Origin of the sequence: Agrobacterium sp. RC10-4-1 (assembly GCF_014138475.1) — a bacterium.
GTDB classification, from domain to species: domain Bacteria; phylum Pseudomonadota; class Alphaproteobacteria; order Rhizobiales; family Rhizobiaceae; genus Agrobacterium; species Agrobacterium pusense.
Genome location: NZ_JACJIT010000008.1, coordinates 349530 through 368385 on the forward strand (window position 1 = coordinate 349530; position 18856 = coordinate 368385).

Annotated in this window: 15 protein-coding genes; 6 read left to right on the plus strand and 9 right to left on the minus strand. The window is 58.0% G+C overall.

Going from position 1 to position 18856, the window contains the following annotated elements; all coding sequences use genetic code 11:
* Positions 1-249: 249 nt before the first annotated feature.
* From repC to repA, 3 genes are all read right to left on the minus strand, one after another.
* Entirely contained in the window at positions 250-1527 is a 1278-nt protein-coding gene (gene repC, locus FHW77_RS22025) for a plasmid replication protein RepC (protein WP_111813647.1), read from the minus strand.
* Positions 1528-1712: 185 nt separating this feature from the next.
* Positions 1713-2726 (minus strand): plasmid partitioning protein RepB, encoded by a 1014-nt coding sequence (gene repB / locus FHW77_RS22030; RefSeq protein ID WP_037090369.1) that lies wholly within the window; start codon positions 2724-2726, stop codon positions 1713-1715.
* Positions 2723-3937: a plasmid partitioning protein RepA gene (gene repA, locus FHW77_RS22035; RefSeq protein ID WP_022563274.1), complete on the minus strand. Its 1215-nt coding sequence runs from the start codon at positions 3935-3937 to the stop codon at positions 2723-2725. Before repA ends, repB begins: the two co-directional genes overlap by 4 nt.
* A gap of 449 nt (positions 3938-4386) precedes the next feature.
* On the opposite strand from repA, the gene FHW77_RS22040 reads away from it, so the two are divergent.
* The 4 genes from FHW77_RS22040 to FHW77_RS22055 all read left to right on the plus strand — a co-directional run bounded on the left by FHW77_RS22040 (position 4387) and on the right by FHW77_RS22055 (position 9161).
* Entirely contained in the window at positions 4387-5772 is a 1386-nt protein-coding gene (locus FHW77_RS22040; RefSeq protein WP_182590691.1) for an FAD/NAD(P)-binding protein, read from the plus strand.
* Between the two features lie 323 nt (positions 5773-6095).
* The gene (locus tag FHW77_RS22045; RefSeq protein WP_022563271.1) at positions 6096-6491 is read left to right on the plus strand and encodes a RidA family protein; all 396 of its coding nucleotides are present in this window, start codon (positions 6096-6098) and stop codon (positions 6489-6491) included.
* A gap of 32 nt (positions 6492-6523) precedes the next feature.
* Positions 6524-7612, plus strand: coding sequence for a D-TA family PLP-dependent enzyme (locus FHW77_RS22050; RefSeq protein ID WP_111813694.1), 1089 nt, complete (start codon positions 6524-6526; stop codon positions 7610-7612).
* Between the two features lie 70 nt (positions 7613-7682).
* Complete coding sequence (locus FHW77_RS22055) at positions 7683-9161, plus strand: M81 family metallopeptidase (RefSeq protein ID WP_111813642.1); 1479 nt, start codon at positions 7683-7685, stop codon at positions 9159-9161.
* A 10-nt stretch (positions 9162-9171) separates the two neighbouring features.
* On the opposite strand, the gene FHW77_RS22060 is transcribed toward FHW77_RS22055, so the two are convergent.
* The 6 genes from FHW77_RS22060 to hutI form a co-directional block, all read right to left on the minus strand.
* On the minus strand, positions 9172-9744 hold the full coding sequence (locus FHW77_RS22060) for a HutD/Ves family protein (RefSeq protein ID WP_034500330.1): 573 nt from the start codon (positions 9742-9744) through the stop codon (positions 9172-9174).
* Between the two features lie 37 nt (positions 9745-9781).
* Positions 9782-10792: an alpha/beta fold hydrolase gene (locus FHW77_RS22065; RefSeq protein ID WP_111813640.1), complete on the minus strand. Its 1011-nt coding sequence runs from the start codon at positions 10790-10792 to the stop codon at positions 9782-9784.
* 193 nt (positions 10793-10985) lie between these two features.
* Positions 10986-12659, minus strand: a complete 1674-nt coding sequence (gene hutU, locus FHW77_RS22070) for a urocanate hydratase (RefSeq protein ID WP_003584890.1) — start codon at positions 12657-12659, stop codon at positions 10986-10988.
* Between the two features lie 11 nt (positions 12660-12670).
* Complete coding sequence (hutG, locus tag FHW77_RS22075; RefSeq protein ID WP_044459595.1) at positions 12671-13474, minus strand: N-formylglutamate deformylase; 804 nt, start codon at positions 13472-13474, stop codon at positions 12671-12673.
* 72 nt (positions 13475-13546) lie between these two features.
* Positions 13547-15091, minus strand: a complete 1545-nt coding sequence (gene hutH / locus FHW77_RS22080) for a histidine ammonia-lyase (protein WP_111813638.1) — start codon at positions 15089-15091, stop codon at positions 13547-13549.
* Complete coding sequence (gene hutI / locus FHW77_RS22085) at positions 15088-16314, minus strand: imidazolonepropionase (protein WP_416220899.1); 1227 nt, start codon at positions 16312-16314, stop codon at positions 15088-15090. Before hutI ends, hutH begins: the two co-directional genes overlap by 4 nt.
* Before the next feature lie 148 nt (positions 16315-16462).
* Between hutI and FHW77_RS22090 the strand changes: the two genes are divergently transcribed.
* Together FHW77_RS22090 and hutC are read left to right on the plus strand one after the other, a co-directional pair.
* The gene (locus tag FHW77_RS22090) at positions 16463-17809 is read left to right on the plus strand and encodes a formimidoylglutamate deiminase (RefSeq protein ID WP_111813634.1); all 1347 of its coding nucleotides are present in this window, start codon (positions 16463-16465) and stop codon (positions 17807-17809) included.
* Between the two features lie 51 nt (positions 17810-17860).
* Positions 17861-18586 (plus strand): histidine utilization transcriptional repressor HutC, encoded by a 726-nt coding sequence (gene hutC, locus FHW77_RS22095; RefSeq protein WP_034500326.1) that lies wholly within the window; start codon positions 17861-17863, stop codon positions 18584-18586.
* The last annotated feature ends 270 nt before the right edge of the window (positions 18587-18856 follow it).

Consider the following 18856-nt stretch of genomic DNA (forward strand, 5'->3'; position numbering starts at 1 on the left):
GGTGAGACGGCTACTTCGCATTAAAATGCTCCAGACTCAAGCAATTGAAACCAATCACGGAAACGCGCAAACGAAAGCTAAATTGGACTTAACTTTCGTTACTGTGCATTAACCATGGGAAGCCCCGATCGGACACTAAGTGTTCTACCAGCTTCGTTCCAACGAATCTTTTGGTGTTTGCGTGGACATCAAGAATCTAACCGCGTAGCCGGTTTTTCGCAAGCTGCCGCCGCTCCGCTCATCACGCCCTCATAATCTCGTTCCCGCCTCCTGCTTGTCTGTCCGGCCACGCAGTTGCGCCATGAGCATGACCTGGAGATCGAAACTGCCTTCCTGGGCCTTACGTGTGAGATTGCGCAGATATCCGCCAAGCGAACTGATTTGATCAGCCTTCTGCAACAGGCAAGCGAGGATGGCCGCTGTTCCCTGCCTCCCGAAGGTGGCCAAAGCATCCTGATAGGCCGACTGGCTGATGCTGAACATGGTTCTGATGACGGAAGTTGCAACCTCCATATCTCTCCAGCCAGTCACCGCACCTCCGGGTGCATAGAGTGAGATATCCGGGCACGCTTTCAAAACCAAAACAATATCAGGAACAAAAAATTGCTTATGAAGATCGTTCCTGGGTGTTGGCTTTGGAGGTGTGACGCCAGTGACCGCGGCATCTGCGGATATGGACGCGATTGTTGCAGCAGTTCGAACCGGCGCGGCATCCTCCGATTCCTGCGGTTCAGATATGGATTCGGATTCTGAATTCTTTATGAGGCGCTCATTTTGGCAGTCATTGCCGCTCAAATTTTCCGATTTTTCAAGATTTTCCAGATAGTTGGTCACTTCTGTGCGCAGTGAAGCCAGAAAACCGGCGATTTCCTTGAGTTCAGCTGTCTTCGAATTGCGCCCTAGAGCCCGCGCGATGTCGTTGTAACGGGCCTGAAACCCGTCAAAGATCTCGATCTTGCCGCTGGCAGCAATCATTTCGCAGAGTTTTTGGATGTCCCGACGGCAGAGGCTGATCGTCTCGCGAAGCCGTTGAAGATCGAGCCGTTCGCGAATGATGCGTTCGGCCAGTTCCTCTATTTCCGTTTTACGGGCAAGAAGCGGTGCGAGTGAGAACCCGTAGGCTTCGCTGATCTCGCCACCCCTGTGCTTCCGTGCGTAACGTTTCCCATTCGGGCTGTCCTTGCGGATGATGAGGCCGGCTTCGACAAGAGCTGAAAGATGCCGGCGCAATGTCTGTTCCGCCATGCCATGTGCTCTGAGCGACAACTGCGTATTGGATGGAAACACCACCAATCCGGCTTCGCTGGAAAGCTCATTTTTGGGATAAAAGCTCAAGAGCGCGTTCAGAACGGCAAGCGAGCGATCGGTCACACCGAGCAGCGGTCTTGCTTCGCAGACCGACCGATAGAGTTTCCATTTGTCGACTGCTTCGCATTTTCTGTTTTTCTGCGCGGCAAACTGGGTTGCGAGCACGCCAAACGACATCGCTCGCCGCCCAAAGGGCGTCGTTACACATGTGCTGTCCATGTCTTTCACCTTTCACAAGGCAAAAGAAAATCGCTCACCGAAAAATTCGATGCCAAGACTCTTGACTATGATTCGCGGAAATGAGATTCTTCGGGTGCTTAAATCAAAGAAAGGCTTCCGCGCGGCAACGTTCGGGGGCTTTTTTCTTTTGTGATGCGTCTCCTGTTAGTCGTTCGGGTTAGAAATCACTGCTTGGACCGGTACTCGGCAAACAGCGTCTGAAGATGTTCCAGAACGAATTCGGCAAATTCCGGTGCTTCGTTCTTGTCGATCGATATATCCAGCTTCCGGTCGCTCTCGACCACTTTCGCCAGGCGACGGCCCGTATCCGAAGACCATACGCCGGTTTTCTTGGCCTGTGCCTTTGGCTTCAAAAAGTCCAGAAGCGCCTTGAAGCGTTCTTCGGAAGGAAGCGAGGCAACCGCCGGTTCGCTGACATATGCGCGGGCCGCCTCCTTGACCTGTGAGGAGGAAAGCTGGTCGGCTAGATCCATCCAGTTGCGGCGGCCGACAGTGGGTGCGGGGCCTATGAGATCGACCAGATCCTCTGGAATGCGTCCAACGACCGAAAGCATATTGGACAGATCGCCCTTGTGAAGCGACATCGCCGCCATGATCGTGTCTCGAGGGAACCGCATCTGCAGTTTCTGCGCAAACCGCGCTTTCTCGATATAGGTCAGGTCGCGACGTTCGTTATTTTCCTGGCCCTGGGCCACCACCAGCTGTTCATCGCTGAGATCCCGCACAACGGCCTTGACCGGAATTCCAAGACTTGAAACGGCGCGAAGGCGGCGATGACCGAAGGCGACCTGATAACGGCCCGGGAAATCGGGATGCGGACGCACGAGAATCGGCACCTGCTGCCCCTGCTCACGAATTGCCTCCACCAGACCGGCATCGGCCTCTTCGGAAGCGGGCATACGATCCGGTATGAAGGAGGGATCGATATCCGCGGGGTCGAGAGAGACAATCGTCAGTCCTTCGGCGAGCTGCTTTTCAATGGCTTCAGCCCGTTTGGCGCGCTCCGAGACTTCATTCAGGGATTGACCGATCATACCGACGGGGGAGTTCAAAACATCCGTCACCAGCTCAGGGGAGCCGAGGATAGGCCTGATACGGGGTCGCGAACGCTCCGGCGTGGTATCGTTGTTGTCAGTACCCGGTGTGCCAAGATTTGCGAAGATTTGTTTTCTGCTCATGCTGCCCTACCCCACGCTTTTTTAATCAGTCCTTCGATTTCAGCGTTCACATTGTTCATGGCTTCCAGCGCGCGATCATAGGTCGACCGGGTGAATTGCGTCCTCTCCACTTCGAAGAGCGTCTGGTTGGTCAATCCAGCGTCCGAGACCGCCGTGCTTTTCAGCATCGGATGATTGAGGACGTTTTCACCAAAGATCGATCGCAGGAAGGCGACCATCTGGTTCTGCGGCCCGTCGCTCGGTTCGAAGCGGGTGATCAGGTAACGCATCCAGTTATAATCCGACCGAGCACCGGCCCGGCCAATTTCTGCCAGAAGGTCGCCGGTCATGGCGAGGAACTGGTTCATCGACATCACGTCAAGCATCTGCGGATGGACGGTGACGAGCACCGATGTCGCCGCTGTCAGAGCCGAAAGCGTCAGATAACCGAGTTGCGGCGGGCAATCGATGACGACAACGTCGTAGAAATTTTGCGCTTGGGCGATCGCCTGGCCGATACGGGCGAAGAACAGCGTGTCACCCGGTGCACGGCGCATCAGCGCACGCGGAGTATCGTGTTCGAACTCCATAAGTTCCAGATTGCCAGGAACAATGTGGAGATCGGGAATATAGGTGCCACGGACGATCTCGGCGATGGGGCGGCGTTCATCGTCATAACGGATCGCGCCATAAAGAGTCTCGTTCGGCCCGACATCAATCTCGGGCTGGTGACCAAAAAGCGCGGAAAGGCTGGCCTGGGGGTCGAGATCGATGGCAAGAACCCGATAGCCACGTAGTGCCAGATATTGCGCCAGATGGGCAGAGGTGGTTGTCTTTCCCGAACCACCCTTGAAATTCATGACGGCGATGACCTGTAACTCTTCGCCCTCCCGGCGGTGGGGCAGGTAGCGGCGTGTGCCACGCGCACCCTGGTCCAGAAAACCCCTGATATCGCGCATGTCTTCTACGGAATAGGAGCGACGCCCGGATACCTGCGCGGCATCAAGCTCAGGCAACTCGGAAGCGATCTGGCGCAGATAGGCTTCGCCAATGCCGATGAGCTTTGCGGTCTCCGCCGGAGAGAAATGCCGCATGCTCTTTTCGGTATGGGGGGAAAATGTATTTGCGTTATGCGCCTGCAACTGGGCTGACAACGCAGCCGAATGCTGTTGTATAAGACTCGTCAGGTCAGGTGCTCCTGCGGCACGTCTTAAATCGGCACTCTGTGTCATCGGTCTTCTTTCGCTCGAAATTGCAGTAGCGGTTTTTTTCGAAAAAGGCGGTTTTTTCCGCAACTGAGATATAAGCGCCGATTCTCTTTTTGGCGCAATAGGCTTTTTTTTCATGTACAGAGACGCCGCTAAAGCATTGTGGAAGAATCACTTTTCCCTTCTTGGCGTTTTCTGGTTTGCCGCGGCTAACTTGGCCTCGTTTTCCCCTCGCTCCCTCGCTCCCTCGCTCCCTCGCTCCCTCGCTCCCTCGCTCCCTCGGCTTGAGTTATGACAGCAGGGGGGCCGGAAGTTTGCCGCGGCTAACTCTCGCTATCTTGCCGCTAGGGAGGGGCAGTCGGGAAATTCAAGGGTGGACATTCGCAGCTGGTTAATCTCTACTGCATGACTAGAGTATGGGATGCCTCGCGCCGGTTGCCGGGCAATTCCATTGTCGTTGGTTGGAGGATTGAATGTCCTATGACGTCGCTCTAGTCGGTTCGGGTTTCTCGGCCATTTGTACAGCAGCCCATCTCCTGTCATCACTGCCGGCGGAGGCGTCGATTGCCATCGTTGGTGACGAGTCGGATTTTGGCCGCGGAACCGCCTATCGCACGGAACTACCCTATCATCGGCTGAATGTGCCTGCGGGGCGTATGAGCGTCTTCCCGGACCGCCCGGACGATTTTGTCGAATGGTTGGCGCAGAACGGGCTGGGAAACGATCCCCTTCTATTCGCGTCGAGGGGCGATTATGGGCTCTATTTGCGGGACCGGCTCGCCAGTCTTCTCAGAAGCCGGGAACAGCGGGCGCGTGTGGATCTTATTCGGGCGAAGGCATCCGCTTGCCGGCCCGAATCACAAGGCGGCTTTACCTTCACCCTGGAAAATGGCGAGACATTGCAGGCACGCAATGTCGTTCTGTGTCTCGGCGTTGGTGCTGCAAGTTTGCCGGTGCAAACTGTCGCAAAACGTGAAGAGGGCGTGCAGCGCGTGGTGAGCCACTGCTGGCAGCCGGGATGGTTGTCCCGGGTGAAGAGCGGGGATCGTATCTGTATCCTTGGTTCCGGCCTCACGATGATCGATCAGGTGTTGACGCTGCGCGGAAAAGGTCACCGGGGCCCGATCCATGTCCTGTCCCGCCGCGGGCTCATTCCGCATCCGCATGTTAGTCCGCCTGTGCCGCCGAGCGCTCCGCGTCTGCCTGAAAGTTCTACTGAGATAAGCGAGCTATTACGATCTCTCCGTCAACAGGTGACCAACGGGGCGCCATGGCGCTCGGTTATGGACGGTTTACGGCCAAAAACACAATCGCTATGGCAGAGCCTCAGCTCACAGCAACGCGCAAGGTTTTTGCGGCATGCGCTGCCTTGGTGGAATATCCATAGACATCGCATCGCGCCGGAGGTGCATGACGCCTTTGACAGGCTGTTGTCAGACGGCGTTCTCACTATCCACGCGGGTTATCTCCAGGCGATCGATGAACAGGAGGAGAGCATCTCCATTCGTTATCGCGTTCGGCACACGCAGATGATTAAGGAACTGCAGGTCGATTGGGTCATCAATTGCACCGGCATGGAACGCGCCGGTATCGGCCACTCTCGCCTTCTGGAAAGCATGCGATCTGACGGGGTGCTTCGGCTCGATTCCTTTGGCCTTGGTGTCGAGGTCGATGGCGATTCCCGGCTGCTGCGCACGGATGGCCAGGCATGGCCAGGTCTCTTCGCCGTCGGCGCGCTGACGGCAGGCCGGTTCTGGGAAATTACCGCCGTTCCGGATATACGGATCCAGGCTCGTGATATAGCGCATTTCATCACTGACAGAGTGATCGGTAAGCGCCTCATATCCGCACAAGGCTGATGCCTGTTGCGGACCCAACAATGGTGCCGGACTCTCCGGCCTCCTCATTTATAATGCGTAGTTTGCCGCGGCAAACTCGTCGGTTGAGTCACGGTCACCGCGTGGATGACGCTCTTTGGCTTGGATGCAATAGGTCATATTCGACGCGTGGCGAAAAATCGCCGGCCGTTAAGTAAATATCCGCAACATTCAAAAAATGTCGCGAAAAGCGAATGAATCTCATCATTTGCTAAATAATTTACATGGGTTATGGAGTATCGTCGTTAAACCGGCTATAAATGCAAGAAAAATTGAACATCATGAAAATAATTTGCGAGGCTTGAATGGTGAAAAATAAGTTGGTGCGGTTCGAGGTCGCAGATAGCCAGGCCGGCGGGCAGCGTCGACCCTTCGCCAAGGCCGTCCGGGCCGGTGATTTCGTCTATGTGTCCGGACAGGTGCCCACCATTGATGGCGAAGTGGTGACTGGCGGTATCGTCGCCCAGACCGAGCAGGTGGTGGCCAATCTCAAGGATGTCCTGGCGCTGGCTGATTGTACGCTTGCCGATGTGGTGAAGGTGAATGTCTGGCTGGATGACGCCAGGGATTTCTCCAGTTTTAACGCCGTGTTCCAGAAACATTTCATCGATCATCCGCCTGCACGCTCAACCGTACAATCCCCGCTGATGGTTGACGCCAAGGTGGAAATGGACGTTATCGCTTATAAGCCTTTGGCTTAAGTATCTGATTTATTTCGCTTAGAGAGCATATGATGACCTATCCATGGCCTGACGAGGGCGCAAAGCTTGATGCCATTTCGACGCCAATGCCGGTGATCGACGAAGACCGGCTTGCCGCAAATATAAAGAAAGCGCAGGCCTATCTCGACAGTCATGGCAAGGCCTTCCGGCCGCATATCAAGACACACAAGATACCGGCCATCGCCCGACAGCAGCTTCAGGCCGGCGCTATAGGCATCAATTGCCAGAAAGTTAGCGAAGCGGAGGTTTTCGCAGACGCCGGTTTTGACGATATCCTGATTACCTACAATATTCTTGGTGCCGCGAAACTGTCGCGGTTGAAAGCGCTGAATTCCCGTATAGCTCAGCTGAGCGTCGTTGCTGATAGCGACGTGACGGTTGCCGGCCTCGCTGCCACATTTGATGAGGAGCGGCCGCTCGCCGTGCTCGTTGAATGTGATACCGGCGGAAAGCGTTGCGGTGTGCAGACACCGGCGGCGGCAGCAGCACTTGCTGAGAAAATCGTCGCCGCGCCGCGACTTATATTCAAGGGTATCTTGACCTATCCGGCACCCGGCGGAGCTGAAAAGGTGGAAAGCTTCCTGCGCGACACCATGGCGCTGCTTGCGGCAAAAGGCGTGGACTGTCCGGTTCGTTCCAGCGGCGGCTCGCCGGACTTCTATGCAGCGCATCTCGTTCCCTCTGCAACCGAACACCGGGCAGGCACCTATGTCTATAATGACCGGGCGATGTTGCGTGCCGGCCATTGCACGGCCGATGATCTGGCAATGCATGTTCTCGCTACCGTTGTCTCGCGGCCTGCAGCGGACCGCGCCGTGCTTGATTGCGGCTCCAAGGCTTTGACCTCCGATCTCCTCGGCTTCAACGATTATGGGCTGATCGAAGGCCATGAAGGCGCAAAAATCATCTCACTCTCTGAAGAACACGCGGTTGTCGATCTTTCCGGCTGCGCGTCCGGCGGTCCCCGGATCGGCGATGTCGTCAGGGTCGTACCGAACCATACATGCGTCGTGAGCAACCTTTTCGACAGGATGGTGTTCCATCGAAACGGCGTTGTTACCCGCGTCGAAGAGGTCGCTGCACGCGGCACGGTCTGGTAATGTTACCCGGCTAATTAACTTGAGGAAACGAGCTCAGCCCGCAGGCAGCTCTGGCAACGAGACCCCATAAATGCGCATATTCACGGCGTCGCTCGCCACCGAAACCAACACGTTTTCACCTGTTCCCACGGATATGGATGCCTTTCGTGCGGCTTTCTATGCCGGGCCCGGTGAACATCCGGACACGCCGACGCTATGCTCCTCGCCGGTCCCTATTCTCCGGCGCCGCGGCAAGGCGGAAGGGTTCACGGTCATCGAGGGCACGTCCTGCTGGGCGGAGCCTGCCGGCCTCATCCAGCGCCAGACGTATGAAACACTACGAGACACCATTCTTTCGGAGCTCCGGGCAGCCCTGCCGGTCGATGCTGTGGTTCTTGGCCTGCATGGCGCCATGGTGGCGCAGGGCTATGACGATCCTGAAGGGGATTTCCTGTCGCGGATGCGGGCAATGGTGGGCCCGGACGTCTTGATTGCGGCGGAGTTCGATCCCCATAGCCATCTCACGGCATTAAGGGTTGAAAGCCTGGATATCATGGCGACGTTCCTGGAATTTCCCCATACCGATTTTGAGGAACGCGGCGAACATGTCGTCGAAATGGCGTTGCGTACTCTGCGCGGCGAAATCAGGCCCGTCATCTCGACTTTCGATTGCCGAATGATCACCATTTATCCGACCAGCCGTGAGCCGATGCGTTCGTATGTGGACCGGTTGAAGGCCATGGAGGGCAAAGACGGTGTTCTCTCCATCTCCGTTATTCATGGATTCATGGCGGGTGATGTACCGGACATGGGCACACGCATCGTCGTTGTTACGGATGACGACAGGATCAAAGGGGACGCGCTGGCCGAGAAGCTGGGCCGTGAACTTTATGCCATGCGCAGGCTGACCGCCATGCCGATGCTGGATACGGAAGCCGGTCTCGACCAGGCCGTTGCCATTCGCAGCGAAAATTCGCAAAGGCCGGTGGTGATCTCGGATATATGGGATAATCCCGGCGGCGGTGTTGCGGGTGATGCGACCCACATTCTGCGCCGCATGGTAGAGCGCGGCATGGACAGGATCGGCGTCGCGACGATCTGGGATCCCATCGCAGTGTCTTTTTGCCATGCAGCGGGGGAGGGCGCAGAGCTCGATCTTCGCATCGGTGGAAAATCCAGTCCGCAGGGCGGCGATCCGCTGGATTTCCGAGTAAAGGTCATGCGCACCGTCGAGACGGGCTGGCAGAGTTTCCGTAATAGTCGCGTTACGCTCGGCCGCGCCGCCGTTGTCCGGCCGCTCGGCACCGAAATCGACATCATTCTCATCACCAGTCGAACGCAAACTTATGAGCCGGATATCTTTTCCAATCTCGGAATCGATTTCGCGAAAAAAGACCTGTTGCTCGTCAAGTCGACCAACCATTTTCACGCGGGTTTTGCGCCGATCGCTTCAGAGATCGTCTACATCGCGGCCCCGACCTCCTATCCCACCGACCCGGCAAAAACACCTTACCGCAAGGCAAGCCTTGGCCTATGGCCACGGGTTGCCGACCCGCTCGGTCTCGATTGAGGGAAGCAGCTTAGACCTGATCAAACGTCACGACGAAGAAACGACCATCCTCTTCCATGCCCTTCACTGCAAATCCGGCGCCGCGCTCCAGCAAGAGGCTGTCGCGTCGCTGCAAATGCACCGTTTGGCCGGCCGATGAGACGCTGACGGGATCAACGGCAAAAATTATTGTCGCCGTTGAGCCTGTCGACTGGACAGTGAGTGTGGTGCGGTGTCTTTCGACGCGATGCGAATATTGCTCGCGACGGGACATGACATTGAGATCGACGATGGGACCGTCTGCCAAAACGGCGTCCACCGGAACATCCGCGGCGAAGGGCAGGGGATCGCTTGCCATCGTCAACACCACCGGCTCGCGTGCGTCGATGCTGAGGCTCATGCCTTTCCCTTCGAGGATGCAAAGGGTGCGATCAACTCCGGGAAATATGGAAAAAGGCCCGTCTTGCGCAACGTTCGCCATGCTGATGCGCCAGTCGAAATCCGCCATCGGGGCTTTTGCGGGATGAACGATGATCTCTGTCGTTACACCGCCGCCGTTTTTCCAGGGCATTGATGTATAGGCGGTGTTTTCTAGGTGTCTCATCTTCTGCATTCCCTGGTCGTTTGTCTGGACGATGGCACTATTTATCGCGGTCGCCAGCGATACGTTGTTCAAGCTTTTTTTGCGCGGCGCGTAGATCAACACTTTTTCCGGCGAGTTTTTCGATTGCCGCGACCACAAGATCACGCGCAACGTAGTCCGACTTGTGTCCGAGATTCCTCACAATGATCAAGCTCGACCCATCAATAGCGCGTGCAAGCTGTCGGGAATGAATTTCCGGTGAAACAACATTGTCGGTATCGCCGGTTATAATGACGGTCGGCGCCTTGATTTTGGAGTAGTTCGGTGAGGCGCTCCGCGCCCATGTGTTCAGCGCGGCGACTTCCTGCGCGTTATGGCGAAAAGCCTGCGGTCTCAACGCCCCCCATGCGCGCGTTGCCTCCACATAGCCAGGAGGACGATGATTGGGGGCGAAAACCCCGCGCGTCGCCCGGTCGAGCGCAAGGAAACCCACGGGCGGTGCGACGAAGATCGAAAAAAGCGGGCCTGTCACCCGGGCGCTTGCCGCCGTGTAATACCAGGCGATGCCTCCAGGCCAAGGGTAAACCGCCGGAGAAAGAAACACCAGGCCCGACACCATCTCCGGGTGGCGAAGCGCGAATGCCGCGGTAATGGCTCCGCCAAAGGAGTGGCCGACGATGATGGCCTTGCGGATGCCGCGCTTTTTCATCAGTTGAGCCACGGCGTCGGCCTGTCCGTCGGGCAGGATATTATCTTTGCCGCCGATGTCGGAACTGCCATGGCCCGGCCTGTCGACGAACAGAAGTTTTGCGCGACCGCGGAATTTGTCCGCAAAGGACAACAGCGGGTCGTAGAGACTTGCGCTCGCGCCATGCAGGAAGACGATCGGTGGCAGCTCTGCCTGCTTTTGCGGTTCCAGCAACAGGCTGTTGAGCTTATATCCGCCAACATCGATTCTTACCGGCACAGGCTCTTGGGCCTGGGAGGATGCAGGGACGGTCAAAGAAAAAGCCGGAAAAATTGCACCAACCAAAAAGCTGAAGGCAAGTGAAATACGCCGTGGTGCCATGCTGTCTTCCGCACTCCATTAAAGCTTGCCGCGCCGTTATAGACGCTAAAAATGATCGGCTATGACCGACCAACAGCTAACAACGAGAAAATCGAACCGGAAGTTTCAGTCAAAGGAGCGTTGGGTAATGCCCTGAGGCTTTGCCGACGCAAGGTCGGAATGCCGCGCGGCGATGGACCGCGCGGCACGCTCATCAATTGCCGAGAATACCGGGCAGACGCAGCCCCTGCTCCTTGGCGCATTCCACGGCAATCTCGTAACCTGCATCGGCATGGCGCATGACGCCGGTTGCCGGGTCGTTCCACAGAACACGCTCGATCCGACGCGCGGCGTCGTCGGTGCCATCGCAGCAGATGACCATGCCGGAATGCTGGGAAAAGCCCATGCCAACACCGCCGCCGTGATGCAGCGATACCCAGGTTGCACCGGATGCAGTGTTAAGCAGTGCGTTAAGCAGCGGCCAATCCGATACGGCATCGGAACCGTCCTTCATGGATTCGGTCTCGCGGTTGGGCGAGGCGACGGAGCCAGAATCGAGATGGTCGCGGCCGATCACGATGGGCGCCTTCAGCTCACCGTTCCTGACCATTTCATTAAAGGCAAGCCCGAGACGATGGCGGTCGCCGAGCCCAACCCAGCAAATGCGGGCAGGCAGGCCCTGAAACGCGATGCGTTCGCGCGCCATATCCAGCCAGTTGTGCAGGTGTTTGTTGTCGGGCAGTAGTTCCTTCACCTTGGCGTCGGTCTTGTAGATGTCCTCCGGGTCACCGGAAAGCGCCGCCCAGCGGAACGGCCCGATGCCTCGGCAAAACAGCGGGCGAATATAGGCCGGCACGAAGCCGGGGAAAGCGAAGGCGTTTTCCAGCCCTTCGTCCTTTGCGACCTGGCGGATATTATTGCCGTAATCGAGCGTCGGAACGCCGGCGTTCCAGAAATCGACCATGGCCTGGACGTGAACTTTCATGGAGGCGCGAGCGGCAGCGGCAACGGCCTGTGGATCACTCTCCTGTTTGGCGCGCCATTCGGCCACGCTCCAGCCGGCAGGCAGATAACCATGGATCGGATCGTGCGCCGAGGTCTGGTCGGTCACGATATCGGGCCGGATGCCGCGACGGAAAAGTTCCGGGAATATCTCCGCCGCGTTGCCAATCAGGCCGACGGACTTGGCCTCGCCGGCCTTGGTCCATTGATCGATCAGCGCCAGCGCCTCATCGAGTGTATGCGCCTTCGCATCAACATAACGGGTGCGCAGACGGAAATCGACGCGGGTTTCATCGCATTCGACGGCAAGGCAGCATGCGCCGGCCATGACGGCGGCGAGTGGCTGCGCGCCGCCCATACCACCGAGACCGCCGGTCAGGATCCATTTGCCCCTGAGATTACCGCCATAATGCTGGCGGCCAGCCTCCACGAAGGTTTCGTACGTTCCCTGCACGATGCCCTGGGTGCCGATGTAAATCCACGAACCAGCGGTCATCTGGCCGTACATGGCCAGGCCCTTCTTATCCAGCTCGTTGAAATGATCCCAGGTGGCCCAATGCGGCACCAGATTCGAGTTGGCGATCAGCACACGCGGCGCATCCTTGTGGGTGCGGAAGACGCCGACCGGCTTGCCGGACTGCACGATCAGGGTCTCGTCCTCGTTCAAATCCTTCAGCGTCGCGACGATGCGGTCGAAATCGTCCCATGTGCGGGCGGCGCGGCCGATGCCGCCATAAACCACCAGCTCATGCGGTCGCTCGGCCACATCAGGGTCGAGATTGTTCATCAGCATGCGCAGCGGCGCTTCCGTCATCCAGCTTTTGGCATTGAGCTCGGTGCCCTGCGGTGCGCGAACGTCGCGAATATTATGGCGCGGATTGTTCATAAGATTTCCCCTTATCGTTTCGTGTCGAGCGCAAATTCTTCCATGCGCGTGAGAATCGTCTTGAGATGCTGGCGAAGGCGTTCGGCTTTGCCCGCGTCATAGGCAAAAGGCGGCACCTCGCTTTGCAGATGCGTGGATTGTGCCAGCTCCATCTGGATTGCGTGCACACCTTTCTGCGGCCTGCCATAATGGCGCGTCGTCCAGCCACCCTTGAAGCGGCCGTTCAGAACGCTGTCGTAACCTTGCGCGGCGGCGGTGGCCTCAACGGCGATGTGTTCGATGGCGGGATCACAGGTTCTGCCCATATCCGTGCCGATGTTGAAATCCGGCAGCTTGCCTTCAAAGAGGAAGGGGATGTGCGAACGGATCGAATGGCAATCATAGAGAATGGCGATCCCATGGATGCCCTTGATCCGCTCGATCTCGGCCGCAAGAGCTGCATGATAGGGCGCGTGGAAGGTTTCAAGACGGTCCGCAATGTCATCCGGCGTGGGTTCCTGCCCTTCATTCCAGATAGGCTTGCCGTCGAAATCGGTGTCCGGAACCAGCCCGGTCGTGTTCTGGCCCGGATAAAGGCTCACCCCGGCCGGGTCGCGGTTGGCGTCGATGACATAACGATGGAACGTCGCCCTCACGGTTGTCGCGTTTTCCAGAAGCCCGGCATAAAGCTCATGGATGTGCCAGTCCGTATCGGCCAGAATTTTGCCGTTGTCGTTGAGGCGGCTCCAAATCTCCGCCGGAACATCCGTGCCGGTGTGAGGCAGACCGAGGATGATCGGCGAAGTGCCTTGGTGAAGGGCAAAGGGAGTCTTCATCGATTGCCTCTCTTTTCCGTGGGTTTAGCCCCTGCAAGAAGAGAGTTGGCGAAGGTTAAAACGTGCCTCATCTCAAGCCTCCAGCTTCGGCAGGATGCCGTCCGAAATCGTGGCGACCAACGCACCGGAGGCGATCAACTCCGCCGCCGCCTTGAGATCCGGCGCCATATAACGGTCTTCCTCCAGCGAAGGGATTGCGGCCCGTAGCACGGCAATGGCCTTTTGCAGTTCCGGGCTGGTTTTCAGCGGCCCGCGCAGTTCCACGCCCTGAACGGCTGAAAGCGCCTCGATCCCGAGGATGGCGAATAGATTGTCGGTCATCGGCAAAAGTCGCCGCGCTCCGTGGCAGGCCATGGAGACATGGTCTTCCTGGTTGGCCGAGGTTGGCGTCGAATCCACCGAGGCTGGATGTGCCATCTGCTTGTTCTCGCTCATCAGCGCTGCGGACGTAACTTCGGCGATCATGAGCCCGGAATTCAGCCCCGGCTTCTTGGAAAGGAAAGCGGGCAGGCCATAAGAAAGCGCCGGATCGACCAGTAGCGCGACACGGCGTTGGGCGATGGCCCCGATCTCGCAAATCGCGAGCGCCGTCTGGTCGGCGGCGAAGGCCACCGGTTCGGCATGGAAATTGCCGCCGGACACGACGGAATTGTCAGAAAGCACCAGAGGATTGTCGGTCACCGCATTGGCTTCGATTTCCAGTGTGCGGGCCACCTGCCGCAGGAGGTCAAGGCAGGCGCCATCCACCTGCGGCTGGCAGCGGATGCAATAGGGATCCTGCACCCGCTCATCGCCTTCGATGTGGCTGATGCGGATTTCGGAGCCGTCGAGCAGCCTGCGAAGCGCATATCCCGCGTCGATCTGCCCCTTGTGGCCCCGCAGGCTGTGAATATCCGGGTGAAATGGAGCGGAAGACCCCATGGCGGCGTCCGTGGAAAGTGCGCCGGTAATCAGCGCAGCCTGTGCGGCGCGATGGGCGCGAAAAAGCCCGGCAAGCGCCAGTGCGGTGGAGGTTTGCGTGCCATTGATCAGGGCAAGCCCTTCCTTGGCGGCGAGAACCACCGGCGTCAGCCCGGCTTTCGCCAGCGCCTGGCCGGCGGGCAGCAGAGCGCCCTGATAAAAAGCCTCGCCCTCGCCCATCATCACCGCCGCCATATGCGCAAGCGGCGCGAGATCGCCGGAAGCGCCCACGGAACCCTTTTCGGGAATGACGGGAATAACGCCCTGTTCCAGCATGGCCTCGATCAGCCGCACCAGTTCCAGCCGCACGCCGGACGCGCCGCGGCCAAGCGAAATCAGCTTCAGCGCCATGATCAGCCGAACCACATTTTCAGGAAGCGGCGCGCCTACACCGCAGCAATGCGACAGGATGAGATTGCGCTGCAGCGTTGCCACGTCGGCTGCATCGATCTTGATGGAGGCAAGTTTTCCGAAACCGGTATTGATGCCATAGACGGGGGCATTACCCGCGGCAATCTCGGCAATGCGGGCAGCCGCCTTTTCGATGCCGGCGTCGAACGAGCGGTCCAGCTTCGCGGAGCCGTTGTTCCAGTAGATGCCGGCCAGGTCGGCCAGGGCCACGTTGCCGGGGTGAAGCGTAATGGTCGTCATGGTCATGGAGAAACCTTCTGTCCCTTGAATATGCGGGCATGGAGCGGATTGAAACCGATGCGATAGACAAGCTCGGCCGGGCGTTCGATATCCCAGATTGCAAGATCAGCGGATTTCCCGGCCTCCAGCGTGCCGGTTTCCGCAAGCAGGCCAAGCGCCTTGGCGGCATTGCGCGTTGTCGCTGCCAGGCATTCTTCCACGGTCATGCGGAAAAGCGTTGCACCCATGTTCATGGTCAAAAGCAGGGAAGTGAGCGGTGAGGTGCCTGGATTGCAGTCGGTGGCGAGGGCGATTGTCGCGCCTGCATCGCGCAATGCCTGCATCGGCGGAGCCTGTTTTTCACGAAGCGCATAAAAGGCGCCGGGCAAGAGTACGGCCACGGTTCCCGCCTTGGCCAGTGCCCTGGCGCCTGATTCATCCAGATATTCCAGATGATCGGCGGAAAGCCCGCCGCAGGAGGCGGCAAGTGCTGCGCCGCCCAGGTTGGAAAGCTGCTCGGCATGCAGCTTGACGGGCAGACCAAGCTGCCGCGCCTTTTCAAAAACGCGTGCTATTTCTTCGACGGAGAATGCGATGCCCTCGCAGAAGCCGTCCACCGCATCGACCAGCCCTTCCGCCTGTGCTTTTTCCAGCCCGGGCAAAACGACATCGGTGATATAGTCACCGTTCCTACCCTTATATTCAGCGGGTGTCGCATGGGCGGCCAGATAGCTGGTGACGATCCGCACCGGCCGCAGCGTCTCCAGCCTGCGGGCAACACGCAGCATTTTCAGTTCGGTATCTATATCGAGGCCGTAACCGGATTTGATTTCGATCGTCGAGACGCCCTCGGAAAGAAGCGTATCGAGACGGGGGAGCGCTTGCGCCATCAAGACATCCTCTGAAACCGCGCGCGTGTCGCGCACGGAGGACACGATGCCGCCACCCGCCTTGGCGATCTCTTCATAAGTCGCGCCATTCAGCCGCATTTCGAATTCCATGGCGCGGTTGCCGCCAAAGACCAGATGGGTGTGGCAATCTATCAGAGCGGGAGTGATCCAGCGCCCGTCGCAATCGGTGATTTGCTCGGCGGCGGCGAGATAAGCGGGCAGATCGCTCTCCGGGCCAGCAAATGCGATGCGACCGCTGCTGACGGCGATCACGCCTTTTTCGATTGCGCCGATGCCTTCCCTCAATGGATCGAAGGTGGCCAGCCGGGCATTACGCCACAAGGCCGTTGCGTTTCCCATCGCCGCTCCCTTTGCAGATTTGTTCCCGGGCATTGCTTTTCGCCTTTCCTTTATGGCGTAAATGTATATACATAATAACCGGCTTGGCAAGCCGCATTTTCTGTTCGAAATGGCCTTGCCCGATGTCGTAACAAGAGGAGAGGGTGGTATGACGGCAATTCACGCGGGTGCGGCACTTCTCAGCGGCGGGTGGGCGCAGGATGTCCGTATCGTCTGTGATGGCGGGGTTGTTTCATCGGTCGAAAGCGGTGTTTCTCCCGAGCGGCAGGATGAACGCCATGCCGTCATCGTTTCGGCCATGCCCAATCTTCACAGCCACGCCTTCCAGAGGGCCATGGCTGGACTTGCCGAAATCCGCGGGCCTGCCGACGACAGTTTCTGGAGCTGGCGCACGGTCATGTATAAATTCGCCCTCTCCATGACGCCTGACCATGTCGAGGCCGTTGCCGCACAGCTTTATATGGAAATGCTGGAGGCTGGTTTCGGCAGGGTCGGAGAATTCCATTACCTGCACAATGACAGGGACGGTTCACATTACGGAAATATCGCCGAAATGGCGGAGCGTATCGGCGCTGCCGCCGCCCAAACGGGCATAGGTCTGACATTGCTGCCGGTCTTTTACGCGCATTCCGGTTTCGGCGGTCAGCCGCCAATCGACGGGCAGAAACGTTTCATCCATTCGATTGACAGTTACGAGAAGCTGATGCAGGGCGCACAGGCTGTCGTCAAATCCCTTCCGGGTGCGGCGCTTGGCATCGCGCCGCACAGCCTGCGCGCTGTGACCGGTGATGAGCTTGCGGCCATCGTGCCGCTCGCAAAAGACGGGCCGATCCATATTCACGTGGCGGAACAGATCAAAGAGGTCGAGGACTCCCTCGCTTTTTCCGGTGCGCGGCCAGTGGAATGGCTTCTCGGGAACGCGCCGGTCGATAAGCGCTGGTGCCTCATACACGCCACGCATATGACGCAAGCGGAGATACGCCGTATGGCACGGAGCGGCGCGGTTGCGGGCCTCTGCCCTGTCACGGAGGCCAATCTCGGCGACGGTGTCTTCCACGCTCCGGATTTTCTCGCGGAAGACGGACATTTCGGTGTCGGATCCGACTCCAATATTCTCATCTCGGTTGCTGAAGAACTGCGCACGCTGGAATATTCCCAACGCCTGTCTCGACGCGCGCGTAATGTCATTGCCGACGCGGGCAGTTCCACCGGGGAAAAACTTTTCCAGGCGGCGCTGGAAGGCGGTGGCGGGGCACTCATGTCAGAAAGTAGAATCGAAAAGGGAAAGAGCGCCGATCTTGTCGCGCTCGATATTTCGGCCGTGCCCTATCTTCCCGCGTCAAAGATCCTCGATCAATGGTTATTTGCAGGCAATGTCCGTGTCGATACCGTTTGGGTCCGTGGCGAAAAACAGGTGCGGGCGGGTCAGCATATCCGTCGTCGGGAAATATCGGATCGTTTCAACCAGGTCATGGCCGAACTTCTTAATAGCTGATATGGGCTCGGCGAGAACGAGAAAGAGCCCGTGCGGAAAGGTATCACGGACGTGACAAAGGCATCGGCCGGACAGACCCTGCATCAGACGATCCTCAGCGATATAGAGGGGCGGATCGTCTCGGGGGAATGGCCGCCCGGTTACAGGCTGCCGTTCGAGGTCGATCTTGCCACCCACTATGACTGCTCGCGCATGACAGTGAACAAGGTCATGAGTCAGCTCGCCAAGGCGGGTTTGATCGAGCGACGCAAGAAATCCGGCAGTTTCGTTCGTCAACCGCAGATCCAGTCGGCAGTTCTCGAAATTCACGACATCAGGGCCGAGGTTGAATCCCTCGGTCTTGATTACGGCTTCAAGGTTCTGAAATGCACGCAGCGTACGGCAACGAAAGACGACCGTACACGGCTTGACATGGCAGCCGGCGCGCCGCTGCTGGATATCGTCTGTCTTCACTTCGCGGGTGAGCGGGAATTCTGTATCGAGCAGCGCCTTGTCAACCTCGTGACCGTGCCGGAGGCTGCAGAAGCCGATTTCGGCGGCGTCGCGCCCGGCCCGTGGCTGCTCGGCCATGTTCCGTGGAGCAATGCCGAACACCGTATCAGTGCCGAAACGCCGTCGAAAGAGATTGCGCGCCTGCTAGCCATATCTGAAAAGCAGGCCTGCCTCGTCGTGGAGCGCCGGACGTGGAGCAATTCCGGCGCCGTCACCTATGTGCGGTTCACCTATCCCGGAAATGCGCACGCTCTTGTCGCCCGTTTCAGCCCGTCCGCGGATTGATTGTAAGGCTTAAACCCCTCTTATTGCGAACGTGAAACCCCATATAGGCGAGGCATGCTATGCTTCCGGCAAAGTCATGCTGGAATCATTAATCGTTGGTAATTAATACGATAAATTGGAAACTAATTTTTATTATCAATAGCTTGACTGATTTTTTTAGAATTCGCATTTTCGGCTGTTGACTTGTTCGGTGGGGTTCTCTTATAAGTCCGCTCACTGAACGAGGGCGGCGGCGCTGCTGGCGACGAAGTCTTTCGTTCTAAATAAATC

Bases quoted from the DNA above. Each gene is read 5' to 3' on its own strand.
- hutU (WP_003584890.1), bottom strand. From the start codon at position 12,659: ATGAACAATCCGCGCCATAATATTCGCGACGTTCGCGCACCGCAGGGC.
- FHW77_RS22045 (WP_022563271.1), top strand. From the start codon at position 6,096: ATGGTGAAAAATAAGTTGGTGCGGTTCGAGGTCGCAGATAGCCAGGCC.
- repA (WP_022563274.1), bottom strand. From the start codon at position 3,937: ATGACACAGAGTGCCGATTTAAGACGTGCCGCAGGAGCACCTGACCTG.
- FHW77_RS22065 (WP_111813640.1), bottom strand. From the start codon at position 10,792: ATGGCACCACGGCGTATTTCACTTGCCTTCAGCTTTTTGGTTGGTGCA.
- hutG (WP_044459595.1), bottom strand. From the start codon at position 13,474: ATGAAGACTCCCTTTGCCCTTCACCAAGGCACTTCGCCGATCATCCTC.
- FHW77_RS22055 (WP_111813642.1), top strand. From the start codon at position 7,683: ATGCGCATATTCACGGCGTCGCTCGCCACCGAAACCAACACGTTTTCA.
- repC (WP_111813647.1), bottom strand. From the start codon at position 1,527: ATGGACAGCACATGTGTAACGACGCCCTTTGGGCGGCGAGCGATGTCG.
- repB (WP_037090369.1), bottom strand. From the start codon at position 2,726: ATGAGCAGAAAACAAATCTTCGCAAATCTTGGCACACCGGGTACTGAC.
- hutH (WP_111813638.1), bottom strand. From the start codon at position 15,091: ATGACCATGACGACCATTACGCTTCACCCCGGCAACGTGGCCCTGGCC.
- FHW77_RS22090 (WP_111813634.1), top strand. From the start codon at position 16,463: ATGACGGCAATTCACGCGGGTGCGGCACTTCTCAGCGGCGGGTGGGCG.
- hutI (WP_416220899.1), bottom strand. From the start codon at position 16,314: ATGGGAAACGCAACGGCCTTGTGGCGTAATGCCCGGCTGGCCACCTTC.
- FHW77_RS22050 (WP_111813694.1), top strand. From the start codon at position 6,524: ATGACCTATCCATGGCCTGACGAGGGCGCAAAGCTTGATGCCATTTCG.
- FHW77_RS22060 (WP_034500330.1), bottom strand. From the start codon at position 9,744: ATGAGACACCTAGAAAACACCGCCTATACATCAATGCCCTGGAAAAAC.
- FHW77_RS22040 (WP_182590691.1), top strand. From the start codon at position 4,387: ATGTCCTATGACGTCGCTCTAGTCGGTTCGGGTTTCTCGGCCATTTGT.